Here is a 24,602-nt window from a genome sequence, read left to right on the forward strand (position 1 = left end):
CCGTGAACGGTCGAGTAAGCTGTTCTTACCGGCCGAGATCGCGTCTTGCTACCGTTCTCGCCGGAGCCGGGAAACGACGAACTCCCGGTCGAGCTTGGCCATGAACGGGCCGAGCTGCGGTCCCTCGGTGTCGTCGAACAGCAGCCGGTAGCCGGCCGAGAAGAACTCGCCGATGTCGATGTCGTTTCGCTTCGCCGTCTCGTAGATTTCACCCTGGATCGCCTCGCCGTCGTGGCCCTCGGCGACGAAGTCGGCCAGTTCGTCCAGCGCCGCCGCCGTCGCGTCGTCGAACGTCGCGTCGGGCAGCTCCGCGCGCTTCAGTTCGTAGTTGAACTCGTTGTCCGTGCGCCGCGCCCACTCCCGGGCGCGCTCGACGCGGGCGAGCGCCGCCTCGACGGCCCACTCCGGCGCATCGTCGGGGATGTGCCCCTCCTTGCGTGCGATCTCCTCGCGCAGGTCGGGGTCGTCGGTCATCCCCAGCACTGCGGCGAACGTGTAGGGGATGCGCACTCGCTCCTCTCGGGGCTCGTCCACGACCATCGGGTACGCCCGTTCGGCGAGTTCGCGCTCGTCGTCCTCGGCATCGACCTCGCCGAAGTACTGCCGCTCGAACCGATCGAACTCGTCGACGAGCTGGTCGACGTGCGCGACGGAGAAGTCCCGCTGCTTGCGCGGGTCCTTCACGAAGAAGTACCGGAACACCTCGGGTTCGAGGATGTCGAGCACCTCGTCGACGGTGATGACGTTGCCCGACGACGAGGAGAGGGGCTCGCCGTCCAGCGTGAACCACTCGTAGACCATCGGGACGGGGGGCTGAATGTCGAGGACGTTCTCGGCGATGTCCTCGCCGGAGGGCCAGGAGCCCTCGGCGTGGTCCTTCCCGAACGGCTCGAAGTCGACGCCCAGAAGCTCCCACTGGCCGGGCCACTCGAAGCGCCACGGGAGCTTCCCGTCGCGCAGCGTCGCCGTCCCCTCGTGGCCACAGCCCTCGATGGTCTGGTCGCCGGCCTCCACGTCCTCGCAGACGTAGCTGACCTCGCCGGCCTCCAGGTCGACCGCCGTGACCCCCTCGGTGAGCTTCCCGCACTCGGCGCACTGGGGCAGGAACGGGACGTAGTCGTCGTCGACCTTGTTCTGGTACTCGGCGAGCACCTCGCGGGCGCGGTCCGCGCGTTCGAGCACGCGGCGCGTGACCGCCTCGAACTCCCCGTCGGCGTACAGCTCCGTGTTGGAGACGAACTCCACGTCGACGCCGACCAGGTCGGCGCTCTGTTTCAGGAGGGTCGTGAAGTGCGCGCCGTAGGAGTCACAGCAGCCGAACGGATCCGGGATGTCCGTGTAGGGCTTCCCGAGGTTCCGGCCCAGCGCGCCCGCGTTGACCTCGCCCAGGCCGACGACGTTCCAGTCGAGGTCAGCAAGCTGGCGGGGGACCTTCCGCAGGCGGTCCTTGTCGTCGGCGGTGAACACCTGTCGGACCTCGTGGCCGCGGTCGCGCAGGGCCTCGGCGACGTAGTATCCCCGCATGATCTCGTTGAAGTGGCCGATGTGGGGCACGCCGGACGGCGAGACGCCGCCCTTGATGACGATTGGGTCCTCGGGGTCGCGCGCCTCGACGGCGTCGGCGACCGAATCGGCCCAGAACGCCCGGGTGCCGCCGCGGCCGACCTCGTAGGGGTCTTCTGCCATCTACGCCTCCGGCACGATCTCCGTCCCGTCGAACTCGTCGTCTTCGACCGCGCTGACGACGCGCTGGGGGTCCGTCCCGTCGAGCACGACCGTTCGGATGCCCGACCGCTGGATGATCTTCGCCGCGAGCAGGTCCACCGGCGCGCTGCTGCCGGCGTCCATCTCGATGTCGGCGATCACGTCGACGAGTTCGCTCGCCCCGAGTTCGTCGAACCGGGTCGCTTCCTCCTCGTCGTTGGGGTCCGCGTCGTAGACGCCCGGGACGGACGTGGCGTAGACGAGCAGGTCCGCGCCGACGTACTCGGCGAAGGCGGCCGCCACGGCGTCGGTCGTCTGTGCGGCGACGATGCCGCCCAGGACGGGGATGTCGCCCCGACGGATCGCCTCGCGGCCCTCGTCGTAGCTCTCGGCCGGCGTCGGCGCGGCCCGGTCGTCGAGCGCGGCGATGAGGAGCCGGCCGTTCAGCCGGGTCACGGCGATGCCGAGCTGGTCGAGTTCGATCTCGTTTGCGCCCAGTTCGCGGGCGCTCTCGATGTAGTCGCGGGCGGTCGGGCCGCCGCCGACGACCGTTCCGAGCGTGTGTCCCTGTGCGTCGAGCGAGTGAATGGCGTCCGCGTAGGCAGCTACCCGGTCCGAATCGAGGTCCGGGGCCAGTACGCTTCCGCCGACTGAGACGACGACTTTCATTAGCCCGGCGTAACCGCGATGCACTCTTAAGGGTTGTCAAGACCTCTCGCCGCCGTCTGTACCGAGGGCGATCCCGGCTGACACGCGTCTGACAGCGACGGGGGCGCTACCGGCGATTTATACCGTTTACCCGGCCGAGCGTAAGTGATATTCTGCTTTTACAGACCCGAAAAAATGGGTCAGATGGGAGGTGCAGAAACGTCCTGAGAATGCTCGATAAAACGTCTAAAGAAATCTAGAACGTTCGTAAAACGTGCGTTTTACTCCGATTTCGCCTGAAAGTGGCCGAATCGACCTGAAGGTTCCCTTCTTTATATACTCCCAGCGGGGTTACGGGTGAGTGAGGTGACACAGATGAGCGCTACCGTAACGCCCTCCGGCGAGGAAGAGCCCTCCAAAGAAGAGCGTCTGAAGTCCTTCCTCGCGGAGAAGGCCGCAGACGGCGAGATGTATTTCAAGAGCAAGTTCATCGCAGACGAAGTCGGACTCTCCCCCAAGGAGATCGGTGCCCTGATGGTGAAGCTCAAGGACAGCGCGTCCGAGATCGAGGTCGAGAAGTGGTCGTACACGAGCGCGACCACCTGGCGCGTCGAACCGGCGTAACGGATTGGTCCCCGCTGCCCGTTTTTGGTTTCGCACCCCGCGAGCGGTGCCGCCGTTCGCGGAGTATTAGTGGCAGCGACGTGTACCGGTAGTCGATGAGTGGCCCCGCCGGCGACCCGCCGTCGCCCGCACAGCTCTCCGGCGTGTTCCGCGTCTCGTCCGTCCAGCAGACCGACGGGACGGTGCGGTACGTCGGCGACCCGCTCGTGCCACCCGACGCCGTCGTCGAACAGCTCCGCCCAGTCTTTCGCCAGCGGGGCTACGACGTTCGGCTCGAAGGCCTCTCCGCGGCGGAGACGAACGGCGGCGTCGACGCCCAGGCACCTGACTCCGGGCCGATTACCGTCTCGGGCGGTCCCGGCCCGCCACAGCAGTACGCCCTGGTGGCCGAACCGACTGACTCGGTCGACGGCGGCGTGCCGTGGCTCAACGTCGTCCTGTTGCTCGCCACGATCGCCTCCACGCTGTACGTGGGGGCGAGCACCTGGTACTACATCCCCCTCGGCGAGGAACCGCTCCGCATTTTCGAGGCGTGGCCGTTCACGGTCGCCATGCTCGGCGTCCTCGGCATCCACGAACTCGGCCACTACGCCGCGGCGCGGTACCACGGCGTCGACGTGACCCTGCCCTACTTCATCCCGTTCCCCTCGCTGCTGGGGACCATGGGCGCGGTCATCAACATTCGCGGGCGCATCCCCGACCGCGAGGCACTGTTCGATATCGGCGTCGCGGGCCCGCTCGCCGGCCTCGTCGCGACAGCCGTCGTGACCGTCGTCGGCCTCTCGCTCGACCCGATCACGGTCCCCGAGCGGGTCGCAAACAGCGACACCGGCGCGGTCATCACGTTCAACTATCCCCTGCTGTTCCAGGCGCTCGAAGCGCTGGTCCACGCGCTCGGGACCGGCACGGAACTCGGCCCGCGCGAGTCGATTCACCCCATCGTCTTCGCCGGCTGGGCGGGGATGTTCTTCACGTTCCTGAACCTCCTGCCCGTCGGGCAACTCGACGGCGGCCACGTCGTCCGGGCCGTCGTCGGCCAGCGTCAGGAGACCATCGCCGCGGCGGTCCCGGGCGCGCTGTTCGCGCTCGCTGGTTACCTCTATTTCACCCAGGAGCAGGCGGCCATCGGCCTCGGCGTCTGGACGCTGTGGGTCTTCTGGGGGCTGTTCGCGACTGGGCTGGCCTACGCCGGGCCGGCACACCCGACCGTCGACCGGTCCCTCGGTCGGCCCCGGACGCTCCTCGGAATCGCGACGTTCGCCCTCGGGATCGCCTGCTTCACGCCGGTCCCGTTCGAGATCACGCCGATCTGAGCCGTCGGTCGGCCGACCCGGGTCCAGTCAGTGCGAGTAGCCGCGGTCCGGGAGCGGCTCGCCGTCGAGCGTCACCCCGCTTTCGGTGACCGATCCGATGCGGTGGAGCGGGCAGGGCGTCGCCTCGCGCGCCGCTGAAACCGCTGTTTCGGGCATCGTACAGACGAGTTCGAAGTCCTCGCCGAAGAACGCGCCCAGCTCCAGGCGCTCCTCGTCGCTCTCCGCTATCGACGCCACCCGCTCGTCGATGGGTAACGGCTCCTCGACGGCGAAGCCGCAGCCGCTGGCCTCGGCGAGCTGGTGGAGCGAGCGGGCCAGCCCGTCGCTCGAATCCATCATCGCCGTCGCGTGTGGTCGCAGGGCGACGCCCGCTCGCACGCGCGGGTCGAACCGAAAGAGGTCGTTCGCCCGCTCCGTCTCGCCGCGGTCGAACAGCGCCAGCGCGAGCGCCGACCGACCGAGCGTGCCCGTCACGCAGACCGCCTCGCCGGGGCTCGCACCGGAACGCAACACGGGCTCGCCCGCCGTTCCGAGTGCCGTGGTCGCGACGGTGAACTCGTCGTGGCTGTCGAGGTCGCCGCCGACGTACTCGCCGCCGACCGACTCGCAGACGTCGCGCGCGCCGTCGACGAACGCCCCCAGTTCGTCCGGGTCGAACGACGGCGCGCCGTAGGCGGCCACCGCGGCTGTCACGTCGGCACCCATCGCGGCCACGTCCGACAGCGAGGCCCCGACGGCCCGCCAGCCGGCGGTGTAGCGGCTGGTCCCGTCCGGGAAGTCCGTCCGTTCGTGGAGCATGTCCGTCGTGACGACCTGCCCGTCGACCACGGCGCAGTCGTCGCCCGCGGACGGGAGGCGGTCGGCGAGTTCGGCGAGGGCGGTCCGCTCGTCCATGGCGACCTCTCGGACGCCCCGGACCAAAACGCTCGGGATATCGGCCGGTGGGGCGGGGCGGCGGACAGACACCGCCGGCTCGGGGTCGGTGGGTTGAAATCGGAGACTCACGACGTGCCCGGTATGGACGGGAACCGGGTGGCCACGCTCGTCGGGTTCGCGGCGACGCTCGTCGTCCTCGCGGGGCTGGTGTGGGTCGTCGGCATCGACGACACGCTCGCGGCGCTTACCGCGGCCGACCCCGTCGCGCTGGCCGCCGTCGCCGGTATCGCGCTGCTCTGGCTGGTCTCGTGGGGACTCGCGCTGTGGACGGTCCTGCGGGCGCTCGGGTCGCCGGTCGCGCCCCACACCGCGGTCCTCGTGTTCGTCGCCGCGGTGTTCTCGAACAACGTCACGCCGTTTGGGCAGGCCGGCGGCGAGCCCCTGAGCGCGCTGCTCATCTCGACGGCCGCCGACACGGAGTACGAGACCGGCCTGGCAGCCATCGCCAGCGTCGACACCGTCCACTTCCTCCCCTCCGTCGGCTACGCCATCGTCGGATTCACGTTCGTCGCCGCCGGCGCGGTCCAGCTGACCCGGAACCTCGCGTTCGCCGCCGCCGCCGTCGCCGTCCTCGCGATCGGGATCCCCGTCGCCGCCGTCCTCGGCTGGCAGCACCGCTACCGCATCGAGGGCGCGGTCATCAGCGGGTTCACGCCGCTCGTCACCGCGGTCGCGAGAGTCGTTCCGCGGTGGTCACCGCCCGCCGCCGCCAGCATCGAGGCGCGCATCGAGCGGTTCTTCGCGGCCATCGACCGCATCGCGACGGACCGCCGGACGGTCCTCCAGACGTTCGGCCTCTCCGCGTTCGGGTGGGCCTGTCTGGCGGCCTCGCTGTGGACCTCGCTGTACGCAGTCGGCGCGCCGGTCCCCGCCGAAGTCGTCCTCCTGGTCGTCCCTGTCGGGAGCATCGCCAGCGTCGTCCCGCTCCCGGGCGGATCGGGCGCCATCGAGACGGTCCTGGTGACGCTGCTGGTCTCGACGGCCCCCGTGTCCGCGCCCGTCGCGACCTCGGCGGTCCTCATCCACCGCGTCGGGAGCTACCTCCTGCCGACGCTCGTCGGCGGCGGCGTCGCCACCGCGCTCGGTGTCGACCACGCGGCATCGCCGGAGACGTGACGACTGCCACGGCCCGCCGACGGCCGCCCTCGTCGCCGTCCGGGGCGAGTGAACGGTTCACGCCCACCGAGCGGTAACGACGCGTTTAAATGACGGCGACGGAAAGGAATCCCCAATGGCGACACTCTACGACGTTCCCCCCGAGGACCTCATCGAGGCGCTCACGGAGACGCTCGCAGACGACGACGAGATCGAAGCCCCCGAGTGGGCCGCGTTCACCAAGACCGGCGTCGACCGCGAACTCCCACCCGAACAGGACGACTTCTGGGCGCGACGCGCGGCCAGCCTGCTCCGAAAGGTGGCCGTCGACGGCCCCATCGGCGTCAACGCCCTCCGCTCTGAGTACGGCACCGCGAAGCAGGGGACCACCCGCTACCGCGTCCGTCCCCACCAGAAGAGCAAGGGCTCCGGAAACATCATCCGGACGGCGCTCCAGCAGCTCGAAGACGCCGGCTACATCGAGACCAGCGAGGCCGACGGTCGCCGCGTCACCGGCGAGGGCCGCAGCCTGCTCGACGACACGGCCGGCGAGGTCCTCGAAGACCTCGACCGCCCGGAACTCGAACGCTACGCGTAACTGACGGCTCTCACTTCTCTCGACCGACGCACCGATAGCGCTCGCTCCGAAATCGTTTTCCGACCGACTCCAGTAGTTTCACCCAACTATGAGCGGCGAACCAAGTGAGGAGGACATCGAAGAGCTCCGCAAGAAGAAGATGGAACAGCTCAAAGAACAGCAGGAGGGCGGCGACCCGGAGGCCCAGGAGGCTGCCCAGCAACAGGCCGACGCCCAGAAGAAGGCGCTGCTCCGCCAGCACCTCACCGACGGCGCGCGAAAGCGCCTGAACACGGTCAAGATGTCCAAGCCCCAGGTCGGCGAGCAGGTCGAACAGCAGGTCATCGCCCTGGCCCGGAGCGGGCGCGTCCAGGGGCAGATCGACGAGGACCAGATGAAAGAGCTGCTCTCGGAACTGACGCCGGACTCGAAGAGCTTCGACATCAAGCGCCGGTAGATGGACTGCGCCCTCTTGTTCAGCGGGGGGAAAGACTCGACGCTCGCCGCGCTCTTGCTCGACCCCTTCTACGACGTGACCCTCGTCAGCGGCACGTTCGGCGTTCGCGACGCCGAGCCGGCCCGCGAGGCCGCCGCGGCCGTCGGGTTCGACCACGCGACGGTCGACCTGGACCCCGACGTGGCTCACGAGGCCGTCGAGCGGATGCACGACGACGGCTACCCGCGAAACGGCATCCAGCGGGTCCACGAACACGCGGTCGAAACCGTGGCGGCCGGCGAGTGGGTCGCCGACGTGGCCGCTGTCGAGACCCTCGACGCCGTCGCCGACGGGACGCGACGAGACGACCGCGTGCCGACGGTGGACCGGCCGCTCGCCCAGAGCGTCGAGGATCGATTCGGCGTGGACTACCTCGCGCCCCTCGCCGGGATCGGTCGCGGCGCCATCGACGCGATGGCCGCCGATAGGCTCGTCGTCGAGCGTGGCCCCAGCGCCGAGATCCCGAAGGCCGACTACGAGGTGGAACTGCGGGCGCTCCTGCGGGCGGAGCACGGCGACGGGGCCGTCGACGATGTCTTTCCCGATCACACGCAGTCTCGGGTCCGGGGCCTGCGGTAGCTGCCACTGGCTAGTCGCGGCCCACCGGCGAGGGCCCGTTCTCGACGCCGGATACGGCGCTGACCGGCCCACCCGTGACGCCGGTGAACGGACAGCTTCAAGCGCGCCCTGCCTGTAGGCGCGGACATGTACGACTCCGTCAAGGGCTTTCGCGACTTCTACCCCGAGGAGATGCAGGCCCGTCGGTGGGCTATGGACACGCTGGAGGGCGTCGCGCGGCGCTACGGCTTCCGAGAGATCGGCACCCCGGCGCTGGAACCGACCGAGATGTACGTCGACAAGAGCGGCGAGGAGATCGTCGAGGAGCTGTACAGCTTCGAGGACAAGGGGGGCCGCGAGGTCGCTCTGACGCCGGAGCTGACGCCGACCGTCGCGCGGATGGTCGTCGCCAAGCAACAGGAGCTCTCGAAGCCGATCAAGTGGGTGTCGACGCGGCCGTTCTGGCGCTACGAAGAGCCCCAGCAGGGCCGGTTCCGGGAGTTCTACCAGACCAACGTCGACATCTTCGGGTCGTCGGAGCCGACGGCTGACGCCGAGATCCTGGCCGTCGCCGTCGATATGCTCTCCGAACTGGGGCTGTCCGACGACGACTTCGAGATCCGCGTCTCGCACCGCGACATCCTCGCGGGGCTGCTCGAATCGTTCGAGGCCGACGTGGACGTGCCCGCGGCCATCCGCGCCGTCGACAAACGCGCGAAGATCGACCGCGAGGCGTACCACGACGCCCTCGTCGAGGCCGGCCTCAACTACGGCCAGGCCGACAAATTCGACGAGATGCTCCAGGTCGACGCGGACGGTCTGGACGCCCTCGGCGACATCACCGGCTCTGACGACGTCCGGGCGGCGACCGAGAACCTCCGCGCGGTGCTCGACGCCGCCGCGGACTTCGGCGTCCGCGACCAGCTCACGCTGTCGCTGACGACCGCCCGCGGGCTGGATTACTACACCGGCGTCGTCTTCGAGTGCTTCGACTCCACGGGCGAGGTCTCCCGGTCGGTGTTCGGCGGCGGTCGCTACGACGACCTCATCGAGGGCTTCGGCGGTCAGCCCACGCCCGCCGTCGGGTTCGCGCCCGGCCACGCCACGCTCCAGTTGCTCTGTCAGCGCGCCGGCGTCTGGCCCGAGGAGGAGCTGTCGACGGACTACTACGTCCTGCAGGTCGGCGACACGCGGCCGACGGCGGCCCGCATCGCCCGCGAACTGCGCGAGCGGGGCCACGTCGTCGAGTCCGACGTGGCCGATCGCTCGTTCGGCGCGCAGATGGGCTACGCCGACAGCGTCAACGCCGAGACGGTCGTCATCGTCGGCGAGCAGGACCTCGAGAACGACGAGGTGACGCTCAAGGAGATGGACGACGGCGAGCAGGTGAGCGTGCCGCTGTCCGAGTTCCCCGGCGACCGCGACCGGCCGACGTTCGACGACTTCGCGGAGTAGGTCGCACGCACCAGACCGTTCGGCCCGACAGTAGTTTTTTGCGCCCGCCACGATGTCTCTCGGACATGGCCCTCCCGACCATTGCCCTCCCGCGCTGGAAGCTCGCGGCGGTCATCGGCGTCCTGTCGCTCGGCCTCGCCATGCTCGCCAGCGTGGCCGGGCTCGGCTCGACGCTCGCGCCGGTGGCCATCATCACCGGCTGGTTCGTCCTGGTTCCACTCGTCGCCCTCCTCGGTTCGGACCTTCCGCTGATCGAATCTCCGGAACAAGATGGCGACGAACGGACCGAAGCAGACGAAACGACAGTGAATTCGACGAGCCCGGTCGAGCACCTCCGGGAGCGGTACGCCCGCGGCGAACTGTCCGACGAGGAGTTCGAACGGCGACTCGACCGACTGCTCGAGACCGAGGGGCTCTCCGCTGCCGACCACGCGGACGCCGCGGACCCCGCGGCCGACGCTGACGACGCCTTCGAACTCGAACGGGAGTGACTACAGTGCCAGTTCCATTTCGAGTTCGACACGGTCGCGGGTGACCGTCTCGAAGCCGACCGACTCGTACAGTTCGCGCGCGATCTTGTTCGAGCGCGAGACGGTGAGCCAGACCGATTCGAGTTCGCTGTCCCGCCCGTAACCGAGCAGGACGCGAATGAGCTGTGAGCCGATTCCGGCGCGCTGGTAGTCCGGGTGGACGAAGATAGCGAGCTCTGACGTGTCCTCGTAGGGGACGAGGACGGCGTGGCCGACGGCGCGGTCGTCGTGCCAGGCGACGACGTTCAGTCCGTTGTCGAGGAGGTTCCCGAGCCAGGTTCGGATCTCGGGCTTCGTGCGCGGCGGCACGCCCTGGGACCGGGACTCCGACCCGAACGCAGCGTACATCTCGACGAGCGGTTCGTCGTCGCCGTCGTCGTACGCCTCTACGGTCACGGTCCGCCCCGCTTCGTCGGTAAATGTCTTCGGTGGGCGCGGAAGCTCTGTTTCCGCTCCGGTCTCGGCGGCGTCGGTCATAGGGGCCCTATGCACTCACGCCGCCTAAGGTCACCTATCCTTCCCAACATGTGGGATTCCGGGCGAGCCAAGTGTCTCGCCGGCCAAACGCCGGTATGCGCGCCTATCGGGTGGCCTACGACGGCCGAGCGTATCACGGCTTCCAGCGCCAGCCCGACGTGGACACCGTCGAGGGGCGACTGCTCTCGGCGCTCGCTCGACTCGGCGTCTGCGAGCGCGGCGAAGTCCCGCCGGGGTACGCCGCGGCCGGCCGCACCGACGCCGGCGTCTCCGCCCGGGCGCAGACGGTGGCGTTCGACGCCCCCGCGTGGCTCTCGCCGACCGCGTTCAACGGTGAACTCCCCGACGACGTTCGCGCGTGGGCCAGCGCCGACGTGCCCGACGACTTCCACGCGACCCACGACGCGACCGAGCGGGCCTACACCTACTACCTCTACGCGCCGCGGGGCGAGCGCGGGGACGGAGCGGACGGCGACGGCGGACGCGCGGCGCGATTCGACGACGGCCGCTGGGCCGACGCCGTCGACGCCCTCGCCGGCGAGCACGACTTCCACAATCTCACGACCGACGACGACGGCACCGTCAGAGCGGTCGACATCGAGTGGACGCGCGAGGGCGACGTGCTGGTCGTCCGATTCGCGGCGGGCGGCTTCTGTCGCCAACTGGTCCGGCGGCTCGTCGGCCTCGCCGCCGCGGTCGGACGGGGGACGGCGTCACGTTCGCGAATCGACCGGGTACTCTCGCCCGACCCGGTCAGCGGCCCGGACGGCGTCGCGCCCGCGCCGCCGGAACCGCTTGTGCTGACCGACGTGACCTACCCGGACGTTCGATTCACTGTGGACGAGGACGCCGCTGCGTCGGCACGAGCGGCCTTCGAGGCGCGGCGCGGACGGGCGCTCGCCATCGCTCGCGTCGCGGGCCATCTCAGCGACGGACTGTAGCGGGGGCTCGGAACCGGGCCGCCGAATCGATGGCGAGCCACAGCGGTTTTGCGCCCCGCCGTCACAGACTCGCCCATGCGAGCCGTTCAGGTCGCGGAACACGGCGATAGCTCGGTCCTCTCGGTCGCGGAGCGGTCGCGGCCAGACCCGGATCCGGGGCAGGTCCGAATCGACGTGGCCGCGGCCGGCGTCAACTTCGCCGACATCGCGAAGCGCCGCGGGACGTACCCCGGCGGCCCGGACACGCCTTACACGCCCGGCATCGAGGTCGCGGGGCGCGTCGACGCGGTGGGCGACGCGGTCGAGACGTTCGCACTCGGCGACCGCGTCATGGCCTACGTCCCTCGGGGCGGCTACGCCGAGGCCGTCACCGCCGACGCAGCTCGCGTTCGGGCGGTCCCCGACGCGCTCTCGCTCCGGGAGGCTGCGGGCGTCCCCATCCAGTGGCTCACCGCGCACAACGCGCTCTTCGAGTGGGGCGACCTCGCCGCCGGCGAGACCGTGCTCGTGCTCGCGGCGGCCGGCGGCGTCGGGTCCGCCGCGGTGCAGTTGGCGGCGGCGCGAGCGGACGCGACCGTCCTCGGGGCCGCGAGCACCGCCGAGAAGCGCTCGTTCGTCGCCGGCCTCGGCGCGGACGGGACGATCGACTACGCCGACCGGGACATCGCCGACGCCGTCGAGGAAGCGACCGACGGCGCGGGGGTCGACCTCGTGCTGGACGGCGTCGGCGGCGACGCCTTCGCGGAGAGCCTCGACGCGATCGCGCCCGGCGGCCGAATCGTCGCCTACGGGCTCGCCAGCGGCGACGTGCCGCGCGTCTCCACGCCGCGGCTCATCTTCGGGAACCACGCCGTCCACGGGTACCACCTCGGCGAGGCCGCCGACCGCGACCCGGACCGGGTGTTCGGCGCGTTCGACCCGGTCCTGTCGGCGCTGTCGTCGGGCGAAGTCGCCGTGCAGGTCGACCGCGCGTTCGATCTGGCGGAGGCCGCGACGGCCCACGAGCACGTCGAGAACCGGAAAACGAGGGGGAAGGTCCTGCTGGAACCGTAGGAGTCGCGCACCAACGCCGTCCGTCAACCCTCCGAAAGAAATAGGTTGACGACGCGACACCGCTCGGGCATGACCGTCGCCGTCGTGGGCGCGTCGATGACCGAGTTCGGTGTTCGCGAGCCGCGGCTTCGGGAACTGCTCGCGGACGCGGGCGAGGCGTGTCTCGACGACGCCGGCGTCGACCCGCGGGCCGTCGACCACCTCTACCTCGCCGAGTCCGGCGGGGCCTACGAGTCGAAGGGCGGCCTCGTGAACGCGCTGAAATCCGACCTCGGTCTCGGGAGCGCCTACGCCACCGGCATCGAGCAGACCTCGGCTGCCGGCGGGGCCGGCATCGCCGCGGCGTGGCGCTCCGTCGCGTCGGGCGAGAGCGACCTGTCGCTGCTCGTCGGTGGGGAAAAGATGACGCACCTCTCGACGCCGGTCGCCTCGGACGTGGTGTCGGCGATCACCCACCCAGCCGAGTACCGTCACGGCGTCACCATCCCCTCCTTTGCGGGCCTGACCGCGCGGCGCTACCTGGAGCGTTTCGACGCGCCCCGCGAGTCGCTGGCCCGCGTCGCCGTCAAGAACCACCAGAACGGCGTCGACAACCCCAACGCGCACTTTCAGACGGAAATCACGATGGAGACTGCGCTTGAGTCAGCGGTCGTCGCCGACCCGCTCCGACTGTACGACTTCTGTCCCATCTCCGACGGCAGCGCCGCGTTGCTGTTCACCACCGAGGAGCGCGCCCGCGACCTGACCGACGACTACGTCCGGGTCGCCGGCGTCGCGGGCGCGACCGGGCGGCAGGTCGTCCACGAGCGCTCCGACCTGACTGCGATGGACGCCGTCTCCACGGCGGGCCAGCGGGCCTACGAAATGGCCGGCCTCGGCCCGGCGGACCTCGACGTGGTGGAACTCCACGACATGTTCACAATTTTAGAGTTCCTGCAACTGGAGGCGCTCGGACTCGCCGAGCGGGGTCGGGCGTGGCGACTCGCCGAGGACGGGACCGTCGCCCGCGACGGCGCGCTCCCGGTCAACACCTCCGGCGGCCTCAAGTCGAAGGGCCACCCCATCGGCGCGAGCGGCGTGGCCCAGGCCGTCGAACTGTACGAGCAACTGACCGACGCCGCCGGCCCGCGGCAGGTCGACGCCGACGCGGGGCTGGCCTGCAACGTCGGGGGGTTCGGGAACGCCGCCGTCGCGACCGTGCTGGAACGTCGGTGAAACGAAGGCTTACTTCGCCGCCGGTCCAAGAGCGGGCCATGAGTTCGGTACCCGCACGGAGCGACATCGACGAGGCGTACAAGTGGGACCTCGACTCCCTCTACGCCAGCGACGAGGACTGGGAAGCCGCCTACGCGCGGGCGGAGGAACTGACAGCGGACCTGGCGGCCTACGAGGGGCGGGCCACGGAGGACGCCGAGACCCTGCTAGAGACGCTAGAGACCTACGAGGAGCTGATGCGGACGGTCTCGAACGTCGCGGCCTACGCCCGGATGCGCCGGGACGAGGACACGACCGACGACACCTACCAGGCGCTGACCGCGCGCTCGCAGTCGCTGTCCTCGGAGGCCAGTTCGGCGGCCTCGTTCCTCGAACCCGAACTGCAGGACCTGGAGTACGACGACATCGAGGCGATGATCGAGGCAGAGCCGGCGCTGGAACCCTACGAGCACTACTTCGACGACGTGCTCCGGATGAAGCCCCACACTCGCTCGGCCGAGGTCGAGACCCTGCTCGCGGAACTGGGCGAGGTCACCGGCGCGCCGGGCGAGGTGTACAACATGCTCGCCAACGCGGACATGGAGTTCCCGAGCGTCGAGGACCCCGACGGCGACCAGCAGCCCGTCACGCTCAACAACTTCACGACGCTCCAGAAGCACCCGGACCGGGACTTCCGCCAGCGGGTGTACGAGTCGTTCTACGACGAGTGGGAGACGGTCCGCAACGCCGTCGGCACGGCCTACAAGAACGCGGTCAAGACCGACGTGAAGCTGGCCAACGCGCGCGACTACGACACCGCCCGCGAGGCCGCACTCGACGGGCCGAACGTGCCGACAGAGGTGTACGACACCCTCGTCGACACCGTCCACGACAACCTCGATACGCTCCACCGCCACGCCGAACTCAAGCGCGAGGCCATCGGGGCCGACGAACTGCGGATGTGGGACCTCTACGTCCCGCTCGTCCAGGAGGAGTCGCCCGAAATCGAGTACGAGCAGGCCTGCGAGTACGTCACCGAGGCCGTCGCGCCGCTTGGCGAGGACTACCAGTCCCGGCTGGCCGAGGGGCTCGACTCCCGGTGGGTCGACGTCTACGAGACGAAGCACAAGCAGTCTGGCGCGTACTCCGGCGGGACCTACGACTCCCAGCCGTTCATCCTCATGAACTACCAGGACGACGTGGAGTCGATGTACACGCTGGCCCACGAACTCGGCCACTCGATGCACTCCGAGTACACCAGCGAGGAACAGCCGTTCGTCTACTCCGGCTACGAGATCTTCGTCGCCGAGGTCGCCTCGACGGTCAACGAGACGCTGCTGACCCACCACCTGCTCGACACCGTCGAGGACGAGCGACTGCGCCGGCACATCCTCAACGAGTACCTCGAGCGGTTCCGCTCGACGCTGTACCGCCAGACCATGTTCGCCGAGTTCGAACAGCGGACCCACGAGATGTCCGAGGCCGGCGAGCCGCTGACGCCCGACCGCCTTGACGACCTCTACGCCGACCTGAAGGGCGACTACTACGAGCCCGCGGTGCTCGACGACCGCATCGCCCGCGAGTGGATGCGCATCCCGCACTTCTACCGCGCGTTCTACGTCTACCAGTACGCGACCGGCATCTCGGCGGCCGTCGCGCTGGTCGACGGTATCCTGGAGGAAGGCGAGCCCGCCGCAGAGCGCTACGTGGACTTCCTCCGTAGCGGCTCCCGTCAGTACCCGCTCGAACTGCTGCGCGACGCCGGCGTCGACATGGCCAGCCCGGAACCGGTCGACGCCGCGCTGTCGACGTACGGCGACTACCTCGAAGAGTTCGCGAGCCTGCTGTAATCCGCGGTCGGGGATCGTCGGGGTCCCGTCTGTACCCGGCCGGCCTCTGTTTGCCACTGTTTCTCATCCCCGTGACCCGAAGGCACTTTGTGTCTCAACTGTTTAGTACCGCTATCCAAATGTCGCGCAGTCCCTCGCTTCCGGAACGACCACGGTTGGAACTCGATCCCGATATGACGCCTGACGAGCGTCTGGAGGCGCTCCGGGAACACTTCACGGAGATCGTCCAGGTCAACGAACAGCTCACCGAACAACTCGACGCCGCCCGGGACCGCCAGTCTGACCTCACCGACGAGGTCGACCAGCTCGAACGGGAGAACGAGACGCTCAAGACGTCCTCGCTGTACATCGCGACGGCGGAGGAACTGACGGACGACGGCGTCGTCGTCAAGCAACACGGCAACAACCAGGAGGTCCTGACCGAGGTGTCGCCGTCGATCCGCGACGACCTCGAAGCCGGCGACCGGGTCGCCATCAACGACTCCTTCGGCGTCAAGCAGATCCTCGACCCCGAGACGGACGCCCGCGCCCAGGCGATGCAGGTCGACGGCTCGCCCGACGTGAGCTACGACGACATCGGCGGGCTCGAAGAGCAGATCCTCGAAGTCCGCGAGGCCGTCGAGGAACCGCTCATCAACGCCGATCAGTTCCGAGAGATCGGGATCGAACCGCCGAGCGGCGTCCTGTTGCACGGCCCGCCCGGGACGGGCAAGACGATGCTGGCGAAGGCCGTCGCCAACGAGACCGACGCGACGTTCATCAAGATGGCCGGCTCCGAACTGGTCCGGAAGTTCATCGGCGAGGGCGCGCGACTCGTCCGGGACCTGTTCGAACTGGCCACCGAGCGCGAACCGGCCATCATCTTCATCGACGAGATCGACGCCATCGCGGCCAAGCGAACCGAGTCGAAGACCTCCGGCGACGCCGAGGTCCAGCGGACGATGATGCAGCTGCTCTCGGAGATGGACGGCTTCGACGAGCGCGGCGAGATCCGCATCATCGCGGCGACCAACCGCTTCGACATGCTCGACCGCGCCATCCTCCGCCCCGGTCGCTTCGACCGCCTCATCGAAGTGCCGAACCCGAACGTGACGGGCCGCGAGCGCATCCTCGAAATCCACACCGAGGACATGAACCTGGCCGACGACGTGGACCTCGGTGCGTTCGCCACCGAGACCGACGGCCTCTCCGGCGCGGAACTGGCCTCGCTCGCGACCGAGGCCGGGATGTTCGCTATCCGGGACAGTCGGACGACGGTCCAGCAGGCCGACTTCCACGATGCACTGGAGAAGATCGACGGCGACGACGACGCGAGCAGCGTCCCCGTCGCCTTCGCCTGAGTCTCGTTTTCGCCGTCGCTCGGGAACGTCATTCTCCGGCGCTCCCGCGCGAGACGACGTAGCTCCGTCCGCGGAAGCTGAAGCGCCGTTCGCCGTCGTCCGCGCCGAGCACCTCTGACACGCCGTACTCGTCGGTGCGGACCACGACCCGGTCGACGCCGTTCGAGAAGAACGGCAGGGCGGCGCGGAGGCCGTGCCCGTGTGGTCCGAACCGTCCAGACCCCATCAGCTGCTCGGCGACGAGTCGCTCGCCACCGCCGTCGGCCTCGCGGACCGTGAACGACGCGTCCGGCGGGCGCTCGCCGTCGCCGAACCGTTCTGTCGTGACGGTGACCGTCGAGCCGTCGCGCTCGCTGGTGACCGATTCGGGGGGACGGACCGTCACCTGCTCGCCGACGAGTTCGACGAGCGCGGCGCTCTCTCGGGTCTGATGGCCGTAGCCGGCGACGACGGCGTACTCGCCGCCGCCGAGGTATCCGCGGGTGAGGCCGCCGCGCAGCCCGTCGTCGCACGCAACGGGGTCTCCGTTGAACGCCCGGAGCGACCACTCCTCGCGGCCGCCGGCCGGGAGCAGCCCACACTCCGCCGTGTGTACCCGGGGTGCGACGTGGAACCACTGGCCGTCTACGAGCTTGTAGAGGTCCCAGTGACCACACTGGAGCCCCTCGCGGCTGTGGTTGACCATCTCGAAGTCGACGCGCCCGTCGAGGGCGAGCCGTTCGGTCGAGGGGCGGACGAACGCGGCCGTCTCGGCGTCGGCCTCGTGATACCACTGGACCCGGCCGTCGCCGGGGAGAGCGGGAGGCGAGCGGCCGGCGAAGCGGGACTCGGCTTCCGGACCGGGGCTGGTCGTGTCCCAGACCGACAGCGTCGCGTCCTCGCCGAACTCGTACGTCCCGGTCGGCCGCCCGGGCATGCCCGACTCCCCGACGACGGCGTACTCCAGGCGGACCCACTCGCCCGGGGCCAGCCGGCGGGTCTCGGGCATCCACGGCCCCACGTCGGCGACGCGCCAGTACCCGGACTCGTCGCGGACGACTTCGGGGACCGTCGCGGCGAGGGCGTTACCGTCGGTCGGCGCGAGGTGGAGGCTGGCCTCGTGGTCGTAGCCGTCGGGCTGGCTGCCGTGGACGCGGCCGACGGCGGGAAGCCGGTCGACGCGGAACGTGTTCTCGAAGTCGTTGCCGTTCAGGAGCCAGCCCCTGAGCCGCGCGGGGTGGTCGGCCGTCGCGGTCCGGTCGAACCACAGCGCTACCCGCCCGCCGTCGCTCGCTTCGATGTACGGCGAGAGGGCGTACGTCCGCGGTCCGGTCTCTAAGTCGACTACGAGTCGGGGGTCGTCCGGCCGCGGCGGCTCGTCGGGTCGTCGGCCCGTCTCGGTTCCGGTGAGGGGCTGTGAATGGGTCGGCGTGTCGGTTTCGGTGGCCGGCGTCGCGTCGTCAGCGCCGTCGCCGCCGAACGAACAGCCGGCGAGGCCGGCCGCACCGGTCGAAAGCGCGGCGAGGAGGGCTCGTCGTCGCATGGTCGAGAGCGCGCCCGCCGACAGTAAACGCCTTCTGGAGGGTCAGTCGCGGTTTGAGCGACCGATTCGCGTCGCGCCGTCGCGCGATTTAAGCCGTCCCGCCCGGTAGCGACTCGCGTGCACGGGACGGGACAGACGCGACGGGCCTTTCTCGCGACGCTCGGCGCGACGACGGTGGGGACGCTCGCGGGCTGTCTGGCCGAGTTCGACCCGCTGGCGTCGACGGCGCTGGACGAACACGCCGCCACGCAGTTCCGACAGGGACTCCTGAACCAGGGGTACCGGGACGTGTCGCTCCCCGAGTCGGTCGAGCAGGCGTGGGAACTGCCGGCGAACCGCGGCGACCACACCGCGGCGAAGGGCAGCCCGGTGCTGGCTCCGACGGGCGACCTGGTCCTGGCCGACGACACCGGCCGGGTGCGGGCGATTTCGACCGACGGCGAGGTCAGGTGGGAAACGACGATCACGCAGGCGACCCGCGGGAGCCACGGGACGCCCGCCATCGCCAACGACACGGTCTACGTCGGGGCCTACGACGGGGCCCTGTCGGCGCTGGATCTGGAGACCGGCCGGCGGCGCTGGCGAACGGACCTGGGCGACGCCATCGGCGCGAGCCCGACGTACTACAACGGGTCGCTGTACGTCGCCGTCGAACACGCCGCGCCGAGCGGGAGCGTCGCCGCGGTGAACGCAGCGACCGGCGACGTGCAGTGGCGCGATAGCTGGCCGACGAACCACCCACACTCGACGGTGGCGCTGGACCGCGAGCACGGCCGCCTCCTGTTCGGGTCGAACGACGGGTACTGCTATGCCTGGTCGTTCCCGGACCTGGAGCGCGCCTGGCGCTACGACACCGGCGGCGACGTGAAAGCGCCCGTCGCCGTCGCCGACGGGCTCGCCGTCGCCCCCTCGTGGGCCGAGACGATCACCGCCATCGACGTGACCGACGGCTCCGAGGCGTGGACCTTCTCGACGGACGCCGACGCGATGTGCGCGCCGGCGGTCCACGACGGCACGGTCTACGTCGGGAGCCACGACGACCGCGTGTACGCCATCGACCTCGCCACCGGCGAGGAGCGCTGGCGCTTCGAGACCGGCGGCTGGATCATCGGGAGCGTCGTCGCGACGCGAGACCACGTCCTCGTCGGCTCATACGACACGCGACTGTACGCGCTCGACCGCGACAGCGGCGAGCCGGTCTGGACCACGGCGAATCGCGGCCACGTCACCAGCGCCCCGCTGGTCACCGACGACGCGATCTACTACGCCGAGCGGGCCGTCGACGGCGAAGCCGACGACCCCGGGATGTGCTACAAGCTCGTTCAGACGTAGCGAAGCGAAACCCCTTACCTCTCGGACCGTCGAGTGTCGCCCATGAGCACCATTCGGGTCGTCTGGGGGACCGCCACCGGCCCGACCGCGCTGTCGTCGTACGACGCCGCGCTCGCCGAGGCGGGGGTCCACAACTACAACCTCGTCACCCTCTCGTCGGTCATCCCTGCCGGCCCGGACATCGAAGTCGTCGGACGCGCGCCCGACCTGGGGCCGCCCGGCGAAGCCCTCGAAGTCGTCCAGTCGTCGGCCACTGCCGAACCCGGTGAGCGAGCGGCCGCCGGCGTCGGGTGGGCCCGGAGCGCCGACGGGCCGGGCATCTTCTACGAGGTCGACGGGACGAGTCCCGACGAGGTCCGGATGGAGATCCGTGAGGGCCTGGCCGCCGGCAGGGACCTCCGCGACTGGGAGTTCGTCGAGGAAGAGGTGTACGTCGAATCCGTCGCGCCGGAGCGTGAATACGCGAGCGCCGTCGTCCTCGCGACCTACGGCCAGAGTCACCCGGTCGTCTAGCGGGGCCGCGGTCACCCTCGCGGAGTCGTGTCAGCGAGGGAGAAGGCCGCCGGTTTTTTAAGGACCCCACGCCTAGCAACTGAGAACGTTCATGTACGGCAATACGTCGTTCGGTGGGGAGTCCGAAGCGGTGACGCTGACCGCGGAACAGCGCCAGGAACTCAGGCGTGACCTGGCGAGCGTCGCCGCACGGACCCGCGAACTGCTCCCGGGGGAGTTCGTCGTCGGGTCCGAGATCAGCAACGGCGCGACGGGGCCGCGTGCCACCATCGCGGTCCAGCCGCCGGTGGGATCGGTCGTCAGCGCGGATTACACGCCCGAGGATCCCGAAAGCGCTAGTATCTCCGCCGACGAGCGCGACGACCTCGCACAGGGCATCGCCGCCTCCGCCGCGCTTCAGGTGAAACAGGTGATGAACGACGACACCACGCCGACGGCCCAGTAACCGTCTCCACTCCGTTCTCCCGCTGCCGTTCGCTCGTTCCACTTTCGCCCGGCGAGCGACGCTATCCGGCGCCGTCCGGGACGGGCGGATCGTAAAACAGCGCGTAGCCGATCGAACCGGAGGCCGGGAGACTCCCGGCGCTCAGCGCGGTGACGAGGCTGACGGACGTGAGGACCGCGCCGACCGCCGCCCCGACCATCGACAGCGCGATGCTCGCGAGAACGAGATCGGCCGCGGAGAGCGAGCGCGGGTGGCCGGTCATTCCTGTCTGTGCGGAGACACGCCTGCTAATTAAATATTATTACTAGCGGTGGCGCGGGGTGCCGTCGGGTGGACTCATTCGGGGCGCAGGTCGTCGAGATACCCGTTGACAGCCAGCGGTGCGAGCACGCCGACGCCCAGCAACACGGCGAGCAACACCCTGTCGTCCAGCGGTGTCAGCGCGCCGAGCAGGAACGACAGGACCAGTGCGGCGACCACGCAGGCGGCGATGACGCGGTTCTCGCGGGAGACCATAGCGGCGGTTCGAACGCCGGCGGAAAATGTGTGACGGCTCGCCTTACTTGCCCCAGAACGGGTCGCGATTCCGGTGTTTCTCGACGTACATCGACAGGGCCTCACGCTCGTCGACGGAGATGTCCTCTCTGAGCTCCTGTTCGAGGATCTTCGCGTGTTTCTCGGGGATCTCGACCCAGAGGTCGTCGCCCTCCTCGATCTGGCGGCCGACGGTCGGCCCCTCGATGGAGACGGCCATGCGCTCGCCGGCGCGCGCGGAGTCGACGTCCTCGCCCTCGTCCTGGATGGTCTTGAGGTGGCCGACGCGGGTCGGTTCGCCGTCGTCCCACCGGACGACGTTGACGTTCCGGCGGAGTTCGCCGGAGAGGATCTCGACGCCGACGACGGCGGGGTCGGACTGTCGGAAGGTGTGGTCCTGCAGGATGCGGAACTTCGCGGGCCGCGTGATGTTGTCGAGGATCTGCTCCTGCTGGGCCTCCTCGATGGCGGTGACGTGCTCGTCGTAGGCGTCGACGAGCTGGTAGATGACCTCGTCCTCGAACAGTTCGACGTCCTCCTGGTCGGCCAGGTCGCGGGCGTCGTCGAGCACGTCGACGCTGAACGCGAGAATCGCCCGGTGGGTAGACTCGTTGGCCGTGTCGGCGACGCGCACGTCACGCGGGGCGACGGCCCCGACCTCGGCGCGCATGACCGGAATCTCCTCTTCGGCGAGGGTACTGGAGAGGGCTTCGAGCGAGCCGAGCGTGTCGGCCTTGATGACGACGCCCTCCTCCTGTGTCCGCACCTCGATCTCGGCGAGTTCTTCCTCGACCTCTGCGATGACTTCGCTTCGCTCGCGGTTCCTGATGACGCGGATCGGCGCGCCCGCCATCGCATCGTCGAGGTCCGGCGCGGCGATCTTGACGCCGTCGGCGGCGACGACCTCGTCGACCTGCTCGAACTCCTGTTCGGTTCGGATCTCCTCCAGCGGGCGCGGCCGGAGCAGCGCGCGCACCTCGGTGACGATGGGCCCCTGAAGGCCCCCGACGACGATTGTGTCGTCGCTGCGGATGGTCCCGTCGTAGATGATGGCGTCGAGCGTCGTCCCGAAGCCCTGCGTGTCCTTCACTTCGAGGACGGTCCCGACGCCGGGGCCGGCGGTGTCGATCGCCATCTCCTCCTTCATGTAGCGCTGGGACAGCCCCATCATGACGGTCAGCAGGTCCGGGATTCCCTCGCTGGTCTCGGCGGAGACGGGCACGACGCCGATGTTGCCCTGGAAGTTCTGGACCCGCCAGTACATGTCCGCGGAGAAGCCGTTGTCGGAGAGTTCACCGATGATCTCGTAGAGCTTCTCGTTCAGGTCGGACTGGACGCGGTCGGACTGGTTCTCCATCGTCTGCTGGACCGGCGCGCCCTCGGTGGGGTTCCAGCCGGGGACGGTGTCGATCTTGTTGGCGGCGACGATGAACGGCGTCTGGGTCCGCTTGAGGATGTCGATGGCCTCCAGCGTCTGGGGCTGGAAGCCGTCGTTCACGTCGACGACCAGGATTGCGATGTCAGCGAGCGCGCCGCCGCGCGAGCGGAGCGTCGAGAACGAGTGGTGGCCCGGCGTGTCGATGAACAGCAGGCCGGGCAGGTCGAAGTCCGTCGGGTCGACCAGTTCGCCCGCGATTTCGGAGATCACGTCCAGCGGGACGGCGGTCGCGCCGATGTGCTGGGTGATCGCGCCCGACTCGCCGGCGGTCACGGCCGAGCCGCGGATCTGATCGAGCAGGCTGGTCTTCCCGTGATCGACGTGGCCGAGAACGGCGACGATCGGTGTCCGAAGGGTGTCGGTGGGTGGGGTGGCATCCGTGTCAGACATAGATGGCTCCAGAAGTTGTCAGAACGGAGTCGGCCATCGCAGTTAAGTTCGTCGTAATGGCGACGCGGGCCTCGAAAGCACGGTGCGACGGTCTCGGTGAACGCGGGTCGCCGTCACTCGGTGACGGTGAACGAGCCCGTCATCCCGGCCTTCTGGTGCGGGACGCAGTGGTACTCGTACTCGCCGGCGACCTCGAACGTCTCGATGTACTCGTGGCCGCCGGGATACGTGTCGTCGCCGGGCGTCCCGGCCCAGTCGCTGCCGTCCGGCGTCGCGGTCGGTTTGACGTTGTGCCCTCCGCTTTTCCACACCCAGCGCACGGTGCTTCCGACGGGAACCTCGAACGTCTCCGGGTCGAAGCGGAAGTCGCCCGGGCCGACGGCGACCTCCTGGGCGGCGTCGACCGGCGTCGATGTGGGAGTCGGTGTTGCTGTCTCTGTCGGCGTGTCTGTGGCTGTGGCCGTCTCCGTCGGCGTGTCCGTGGCCGTGGGCGGTTCCGTGTCGGCGTCGGTCGGCGACGCGGTGCCCGTCGGTGTCGCCCCGTCGCCGCCGTCGCCGGAACACCCCGCGGTCGATCCCACGACTGCCGCCCCGAGAACACCGAGTAGCTCTCGTCTGGTCCGCTCCATGTCCGGTCCTCGGCTGCCTGCGGTTTAGTACTGCCCCCGTGGCCACCCCCCGGATTCCGTCGGTCACGGACGCACTCGGGCGGTCACACCGTCAGACGTCCCCGTGGCGTTTATGTAACCGCGTTCGGAACAAGGGGGTATGGCTGCGATACTCGCAGAGAACCTCTCGGGGAAAGACGTGATGGGCACCGACGGCGCGGAGATCGGCAGTCTCTACAACATCACGATGGACTTCTCCTCGGGCGCGTTGCACAACCTCGTCATCGACCCCGCGGACTCGCTTCGCAACACAGACTTCGAGTACAGCGACCAGGGCCGCCTGCTCGTCCCCGTCGGGCGGGTCAAGGCCGTCAAAGACCACATGATCGTTCAGCGTTAGATGTACGTTCTGGATTCCTCGGCGTTTATCAACGAGTATCACACCGACGAGCAGATCGCGACGATTCCGCTCGTCCGCGAGGAACTCGAAGACGAGGCGGCCTACCGCTTCGACGCGCTCGAAGGCTCGGGGATGCACCTCCACATCCCCGAGGAGAACACCGTCGAGCGCATCGAGCGCGCCGCCCGCGAGACGGGCGATCTGGCGGAGCTCTCCGAGACCGACGTTCGCCTGATCGCGGCCGCCTTCGAACTCGACAGCCGACTGGTCACGGACGACTACGCCATGCAGAACGTCGCCGAGAAACTCGACGTGAGCGTCGAGGTCATCGCCCGCGACGGCATCACCGAACAGCGGGACTGGCGGTTCCAGTGTGCCGGCTGCGGTCGGGAGTTCGACGACAACCACGACCGCTGTCCGATCTGCGGGAGCCAGCTCTCGCGGAAGAACCCCGCCTAGGCCGTCTGGCCGTCTCTGGCTTCGAGACCGAGTTCGAGGAGTTGCTTGAGGACCTCCTCTTCGGTGATCCCGTACCGGCGGGCGAGCGTTTCGATGGCCCGCGTCTTGTCTTCGTCGCAGACGACTGTGAACCGCCGAGACATGCCCACCCGTACAACGACCGCTCGCAT

The 24,602-nt window shown here is 69.3% G+C and carries 28 protein-coding genes; 18 read left to right on the forward strand and 10 right to left on the reverse strand.

Going from position 1 to position 24,602, the window contains the following annotated elements:
- Nucleotides 1–48: 48 nt before the first annotated feature.
- Together lysS and pyrH are read right to left on the reverse strand one after the other, a co-directional pair.
- The gene (lysS, locus tag ACOZ4I_RS02040; RefSeq protein ID WP_424002523.1) at nucleotides 49–1,686 is read right to left on the reverse strand and encodes a lysine--tRNA ligase; all 1,638 of its coding nucleotides are present in this window, start codon (nucleotides 1,684–1,686) and stop codon (nucleotides 49–51) included.
- Nucleotides 1,687–2,373 (reverse strand): UMP kinase, encoded by a 687-nt coding sequence (gene pyrH / locus ACOZ4I_RS02045; protein ID WP_424002525.1) that lies wholly within the window; start codon nucleotides 2,371–2,373, stop codon nucleotides 1,687–1,689.
- A 354-nt stretch (nucleotides 2,374–2,727) separates the two neighbouring features.
- Between pyrH and ACOZ4I_RS02050 the strand changes: the two genes are divergently transcribed.
- Together ACOZ4I_RS02050 and ACOZ4I_RS02055 are read left to right on the forward strand one after the other, a co-directional pair.
- Nucleotides 2,728–2,976, forward strand: a complete 249-nt coding sequence (locus ACOZ4I_RS02050) for a DUF7123 family protein (RefSeq protein ID WP_162412347.1) — start codon at nucleotides 2,728–2,730, stop codon at nucleotides 2,974–2,976.
- 95 nt (nucleotides 2,977–3,071) lie between these two features.
- Complete coding sequence (locus tag ACOZ4I_RS02055; protein ID WP_424002527.1) at nucleotides 3,072–4,289, forward strand: site-2 protease family protein; 1,218 nt, start codon at nucleotides 3,072–3,074, stop codon at nucleotides 4,287–4,289.
- 27 nt (nucleotides 4,290–4,316) lie between these two features.
- Here the strand turns inward: ACOZ4I_RS02055 and thiL are convergent, their stop codons facing one another.
- A complete protein-coding gene (gene thiL, locus ACOZ4I_RS02060) occupies nucleotides 4,317–5,183 on the reverse strand; it encodes a thiamine-phosphate kinase (RefSeq protein ID WP_424002529.1) in 867 nt (288 codons plus the stop codon).
- Nucleotides 5,184–5,306: 123 nt separating this feature from the next.
- On the opposite strand from thiL, the gene ACOZ4I_RS02065 reads away from it, so the two are divergent.
- From ACOZ4I_RS02065 to ACOZ4I_RS02090, 6 genes are all read left to right on the forward strand, one after another.
- Nucleotides 5,307–6,341 (forward strand): lysylphosphatidylglycerol synthase transmembrane domain-containing protein, encoded by a 1,035-nt coding sequence (locus ACOZ4I_RS02065; RefSeq protein WP_424002531.1) that lies wholly within the window; start codon nucleotides 5,307–5,309, stop codon nucleotides 6,339–6,341.
- Nucleotides 6,342–6,456: 115 nt separating this feature from the next.
- On the forward strand, nucleotides 6,457–6,918 hold the full coding sequence (locus ACOZ4I_RS02070) for a 30S ribosomal protein S19e (protein WP_424002533.1): 462 nt from the start codon (nucleotides 6,457–6,459) through the stop codon (nucleotides 6,916–6,918).
- Between the two features lie 88 nt (nucleotides 6,919–7,006).
- A complete protein-coding gene (locus tag ACOZ4I_RS02075) occupies nucleotides 7,007–7,354 on the forward strand; it encodes a DNA-binding protein (protein WP_424002535.1) in 348 nt (115 codons plus the stop codon).
- Nucleotides 7,355–7,972, forward strand: a complete 618-nt coding sequence (locus tag ACOZ4I_RS02080) for a DUF7411 family protein (protein WP_424002537.1) — start codon at nucleotides 7,355–7,357, stop codon at nucleotides 7,970–7,972.
- A 126-nt stretch (nucleotides 7,973–8,098) separates the two neighbouring features.
- A complete protein-coding gene (hisS, locus tag ACOZ4I_RS02085) occupies nucleotides 8,099–9,406 on the forward strand; it encodes a histidine--tRNA ligase (protein ID WP_424002539.1) in 1,308 nt (435 codons plus the stop codon).
- A 65-nt stretch (nucleotides 9,407–9,471) separates the two neighbouring features.
- Nucleotides 9,472–9,897 carry an SHOCT domain-containing protein gene (locus tag ACOZ4I_RS02090; RefSeq protein ID WP_424002541.1) on the forward strand — a complete coding sequence of 142 codons (426 nt, stop codon included), beginning with the start codon at nucleotides 9,472–9,474 and terminating at the stop codon, nucleotides 9,895–9,897.
- Here ACOZ4I_RS02090 and ACOZ4I_RS02095 read toward each other — a convergent pair whose 3' ends face one another.
- Entirely contained in the window at nucleotides 9,898–10,413 is a 516-nt protein-coding gene (locus tag ACOZ4I_RS02095; RefSeq protein ID WP_424002543.1) for an N-acetyltransferase family protein, read from the reverse strand.
- A gap of 95 nt (nucleotides 10,414–10,508) precedes the next feature.
- Between ACOZ4I_RS02095 and truA the strand changes: the two genes are divergently transcribed.
- The 5 genes from truA (at nucleotide 10,509) to pan2 (ending at nucleotide 16,791) form a co-directional block, all read left to right on the forward strand.
- Nucleotides 10,509–11,354 (forward strand): tRNA pseudouridine(38-40) synthase TruA, encoded by an 846-nt coding sequence (gene truA / locus ACOZ4I_RS02100; protein ID WP_424002545.1) that lies wholly within the window; start codon nucleotides 10,509–10,511, stop codon nucleotides 11,352–11,354.
- Between the two features lie 75 nt (nucleotides 11,355–11,429).
- Nucleotides 11,430–12,407 carry a quinone oxidoreductase family protein gene (locus ACOZ4I_RS02105; RefSeq protein ID WP_424002547.1) on the forward strand — a complete coding sequence of 326 codons (978 nt, stop codon included), beginning with the start codon at nucleotides 11,430–11,432 and terminating at the stop codon, nucleotides 12,405–12,407.
- A gap of 69 nt (nucleotides 12,408–12,476) precedes the next feature.
- Nucleotides 12,477–13,622, forward strand: coding sequence for a thiolase C-terminal domain-containing protein (locus tag ACOZ4I_RS02110; protein ID WP_424002549.1), 1,146 nt, complete (start codon nucleotides 12,477–12,479; stop codon nucleotides 13,620–13,622).
- A gap of 38 nt (nucleotides 13,623–13,660) precedes the next feature.
- The gene (pepF, locus tag ACOZ4I_RS02115) at nucleotides 13,661–15,451 is read left to right on the forward strand and encodes an oligoendopeptidase F (protein ID WP_424002551.1); all 1,791 of its coding nucleotides are present in this window, start codon (nucleotides 13,661–13,663) and stop codon (nucleotides 15,449–15,451) included.
- 119 nt (nucleotides 15,452–15,570) lie between these two features.
- Entirely contained in the window at nucleotides 15,571–16,791 is a 1,221-nt protein-coding gene (pan2, locus tag ACOZ4I_RS02120; protein ID WP_424002553.1) for a proteasome-activating nucleotidase Pan2, read from the forward strand.
- Between the two features lie 28 nt (nucleotides 16,792–16,819).
- On the opposite strand, the gene ACOZ4I_RS02125 is transcribed toward pan2, so the two are convergent.
- On the reverse strand, nucleotides 16,820–18,313 hold the full coding sequence (locus ACOZ4I_RS02125) for a hypothetical protein (RefSeq protein ID WP_424002555.1): 1,494 nt from the start codon (nucleotides 18,311–18,313) through the stop codon (nucleotides 16,820–16,822).
- A 117-nt stretch (nucleotides 18,314–18,430) separates the two neighbouring features.
- Between ACOZ4I_RS02125 and ACOZ4I_RS02130 the strand changes: the two genes are divergently transcribed.
- From ACOZ4I_RS02130 to ACOZ4I_RS02140, 3 genes are all read left to right on the forward strand, one after another.
- Nucleotides 18,431–19,645: a PQQ-binding-like beta-propeller repeat protein gene (locus ACOZ4I_RS02130; protein ID WP_424002557.1), complete on the forward strand. Its 1,215-nt coding sequence runs from the start codon at nucleotides 18,431–18,433 to the stop codon at nucleotides 19,643–19,645.
- Between the two features lie 42 nt (nucleotides 19,646–19,687).
- The gene (locus tag ACOZ4I_RS02135; RefSeq protein ID WP_424002559.1) at nucleotides 19,688–20,158 is read left to right on the forward strand and encodes a pyruvoyl-dependent arginine decarboxylase; all 471 of its coding nucleotides are present in this window, start codon (nucleotides 19,688–19,690) and stop codon (nucleotides 20,156–20,158) included.
- Nucleotides 20,159–20,249: 91 nt separating this feature from the next.
- Nucleotides 20,250–20,603 (forward strand): DUF5811 family protein, encoded by a 354-nt coding sequence (locus tag ACOZ4I_RS02140; protein ID WP_162412329.1) that lies wholly within the window; start codon nucleotides 20,250–20,252, stop codon nucleotides 20,601–20,603.
- Between the two features lie 61 nt (nucleotides 20,604–20,664).
- Here the strand turns inward: ACOZ4I_RS02140 and ACOZ4I_RS02145 are convergent, their stop codons facing one another.
- From ACOZ4I_RS02145 to ACOZ4I_RS02160, 4 genes are all read right to left on the reverse strand, one after another.
- The gene (locus ACOZ4I_RS02145; protein WP_424002561.1) at nucleotides 20,665–20,865 is read right to left on the reverse strand and encodes a hypothetical protein; all 201 of its coding nucleotides are present in this window, start codon (nucleotides 20,863–20,865) and stop codon (nucleotides 20,665–20,667) included.
- A gap of 74 nt (nucleotides 20,866–20,939) precedes the next feature.
- Nucleotides 20,940–21,119: a hypothetical protein gene (locus ACOZ4I_RS02150; protein ID WP_424002563.1), complete on the reverse strand. Its 180-nt coding sequence runs from the start codon at nucleotides 21,117–21,119 to the stop codon at nucleotides 20,940–20,942.
- Nucleotides 21,120–21,162: 43 nt separating this feature from the next.
- Nucleotides 21,163–22,965 carry a translation initiation factor IF-2 gene (gene infB, locus ACOZ4I_RS02155; protein WP_424002565.1) on the reverse strand — a complete coding sequence of 601 codons (1,803 nt, stop codon included), beginning with the start codon at nucleotides 22,963–22,965 and terminating at the stop codon, nucleotides 21,163–21,165.
- A 113-nt stretch (nucleotides 22,966–23,078) separates the two neighbouring features.
- On the reverse strand, nucleotides 23,079–23,594 hold the full coding sequence (locus tag ACOZ4I_RS02160; RefSeq protein WP_424002567.1) for a plastocyanin/azurin family copper-binding protein: 516 nt from the start codon (nucleotides 23,592–23,594) through the stop codon (nucleotides 23,079–23,081).
- 139 nt (nucleotides 23,595–23,733) lie between these two features.
- Between ACOZ4I_RS02160 and ACOZ4I_RS02165 the strand changes: the two genes are divergently transcribed.
- Nucleotides 23,734–23,973, forward strand: coding sequence for a PRC-barrel domain-containing protein (locus ACOZ4I_RS02165; RefSeq protein ID WP_162412324.1), 240 nt, complete (start codon nucleotides 23,734–23,736; stop codon nucleotides 23,971–23,973).
- The gene (locus ACOZ4I_RS02170) at nucleotides 23,974–24,432 is read left to right on the forward strand and encodes an NOB1 family endonuclease (RefSeq protein WP_162412323.1); all 459 of its coding nucleotides are present in this window, start codon (nucleotides 23,974–23,976) and stop codon (nucleotides 24,430–24,432) included. It begins immediately after the preceding gene.
- Here the strand turns inward: ACOZ4I_RS02170 and ACOZ4I_RS02175 are convergent.
- Nucleotides 24,429–24,575: a CopG family transcriptional regulator gene (locus tag ACOZ4I_RS02175; RefSeq protein ID WP_424002569.1), complete on the reverse strand. Its 147-nt coding sequence runs from the start codon at nucleotides 24,573–24,575 to the stop codon at nucleotides 24,429–24,431. The genes ACOZ4I_RS02170 and ACOZ4I_RS02175 overlap by 4 nt on opposite strands.
- Nucleotides 24,576–24,602: the final 27 nt, after the last annotated feature.

This window comes from Haloarcula salina (genome assembly GCF_049603855.1).
GTDB lineage: Archaea > Halobacteriota > Halobacteria > Halobacteriales > Haloarculaceae > Haloarcula > Haloarcula salina_A.

Excerpts from the sequence above, each read along its gene's own strand:
- ACOZ4I_RS02135 (WP_424002559.1), top strand. The coding sequence starts at position 19,688 with ATGAGCACCATTCGGGTCGTCTGGGGGACCGCCACCGGCCCGACCGCG.
- ACOZ4I_RS02105 (WP_424002547.1), top strand. The coding sequence starts at position 11,430 with ATGCGAGCCGTTCAGGTCGCGGAACACGGCGATAGCTCGGTCCTCTCG.
- infB (WP_424002565.1), bottom strand. The coding sequence starts at position 22,965 with ATGTCTGACACGGATGCCACCCCACCCACCGACACCCTTCGGACACCG.
- lysS (WP_424002523.1), bottom strand. The coding sequence starts at position 1,686 with ATGGCAGAAGACCCCTACGAGGTCGGCCGCGGCGGCACCCGGGCGTTC.
- ACOZ4I_RS02150 (WP_424002563.1), bottom strand. The coding sequence starts at position 21,119 with ATGGTCTCCCGCGAGAACCGCGTCATCGCCGCCTGCGTGGTCGCCGCA.
- truA (WP_424002545.1), top strand. The coding sequence starts at position 10,509 with ATGCGCGCCTATCGGGTGGCCTACGACGGCCGAGCGTATCACGGCTTC.
- ACOZ4I_RS02075 (WP_424002535.1), top strand. The coding sequence starts at position 7,007 with ATGAGCGGCGAACCAAGTGAGGAGGACATCGAAGAGCTCCGCAAGAAG.
- ACOZ4I_RS02090 (WP_424002541.1), top strand. The coding sequence starts at position 9,472 with ATGGCCCTCCCGACCATTGCCCTCCCGCGCTGGAAGCTCGCGGCGGTC.
- ACOZ4I_RS02050 (WP_162412347.1), top strand. The coding sequence starts at position 2,728 with ATGAGCGCTACCGTAACGCCCTCCGGCGAGGAAGAGCCCTCCAAAGAA.
- ACOZ4I_RS02055 (WP_424002527.1), top strand. The coding sequence starts at position 3,072 with ATGAGTGGCCCCGCCGGCGACCCGCCGTCGCCCGCACAGCTCTCCGGC.
- pepF (WP_424002551.1), top strand. The coding sequence starts at position 13,661 with ATGAGTTCGGTACCCGCACGGAGCGACATCGACGAGGCGTACAAGTGG.
- pyrH (WP_424002525.1), bottom strand. The coding sequence starts at position 2,373 with ATGAAAGTCGTCGTCTCAGTCGGCGGAAGCGTACTGGCCCCGGACCTC.
- ACOZ4I_RS02160 (WP_424002567.1), bottom strand. The coding sequence starts at position 23,594 with ATGGAGCGGACCAGACGAGAGCTACTCGGTGTTCTCGGGGCGGCAGTC.
- ACOZ4I_RS02165 (WP_162412324.1), top strand. The coding sequence starts at position 23,734 with ATGGCTGCGATACTCGCAGAGAACCTCTCGGGGAAAGACGTGATGGGC.
- ACOZ4I_RS02140 (WP_162412329.1), top strand. The coding sequence starts at position 20,250 with ATGTACGGCAATACGTCGTTCGGTGGGGAGTCCGAAGCGGTGACGCTG.
- ACOZ4I_RS02070 (WP_424002533.1), top strand. The coding sequence starts at position 6,457 with ATGGCGACACTCTACGACGTTCCCCCCGAGGACCTCATCGAGGCGCTC.
- ACOZ4I_RS02110 (WP_424002549.1), top strand. The coding sequence starts at position 12,477 with ATGACCGTCGCCGTCGTGGGCGCGTCGATGACCGAGTTCGGTGTTCGC.
- pan2 (WP_424002553.1), top strand. The coding sequence starts at position 15,571 with ATGTCGCGCAGTCCCTCGCTTCCGGAACGACCACGGTTGGAACTCGAT.
- ACOZ4I_RS02065 (WP_424002531.1), top strand. The coding sequence starts at position 5,307 with ATGGACGGGAACCGGGTGGCCACGCTCGTCGGGTTCGCGGCGACGCTC.
- ACOZ4I_RS02145 (WP_424002561.1), bottom strand. The coding sequence starts at position 20,865 with ATGACCGGCCACCCGCGCTCGCTCTCCGCGGCCGATCTCGTTCTCGCG.
- thiL (WP_424002529.1), bottom strand. The coding sequence starts at position 5,183 with ATGGACGAGCGGACCGCCCTCGCCGAACTCGCCGACCGCCTCCCGTCC.
- ACOZ4I_RS02080 (WP_424002537.1), top strand. The coding sequence starts at position 7,355 with ATGGACTGCGCCCTCTTGTTCAGCGGGGGGAAAGACTCGACGCTCGCC.
- ACOZ4I_RS02125 (WP_424002555.1), bottom strand. The coding sequence starts at position 18,313 with ATGCGACGACGAGCCCTCCTCGCCGCGCTTTCGACCGGTGCGGCCGGC.
- hisS (WP_424002539.1), top strand. The coding sequence starts at position 8,099 with ATGTACGACTCCGTCAAGGGCTTTCGCGACTTCTACCCCGAGGAGATG.
- ACOZ4I_RS02095 (WP_424002543.1), bottom strand. The coding sequence starts at position 10,413 with ATGACCGACGCCGCCGAGACCGGAGCGGAAACAGAGCTTCCGCGCCCA.
- ACOZ4I_RS02170 (WP_162412323.1), top strand. The coding sequence starts at position 23,974 with ATGTACGTTCTGGATTCCTCGGCGTTTATCAACGAGTATCACACCGAC.
- ACOZ4I_RS02175 (WP_424002569.1), bottom strand. The coding sequence starts at position 24,575 with ATGTCTCGGCGGTTCACAGTCGTCTGCGACGAAGACAAGACGCGGGCC.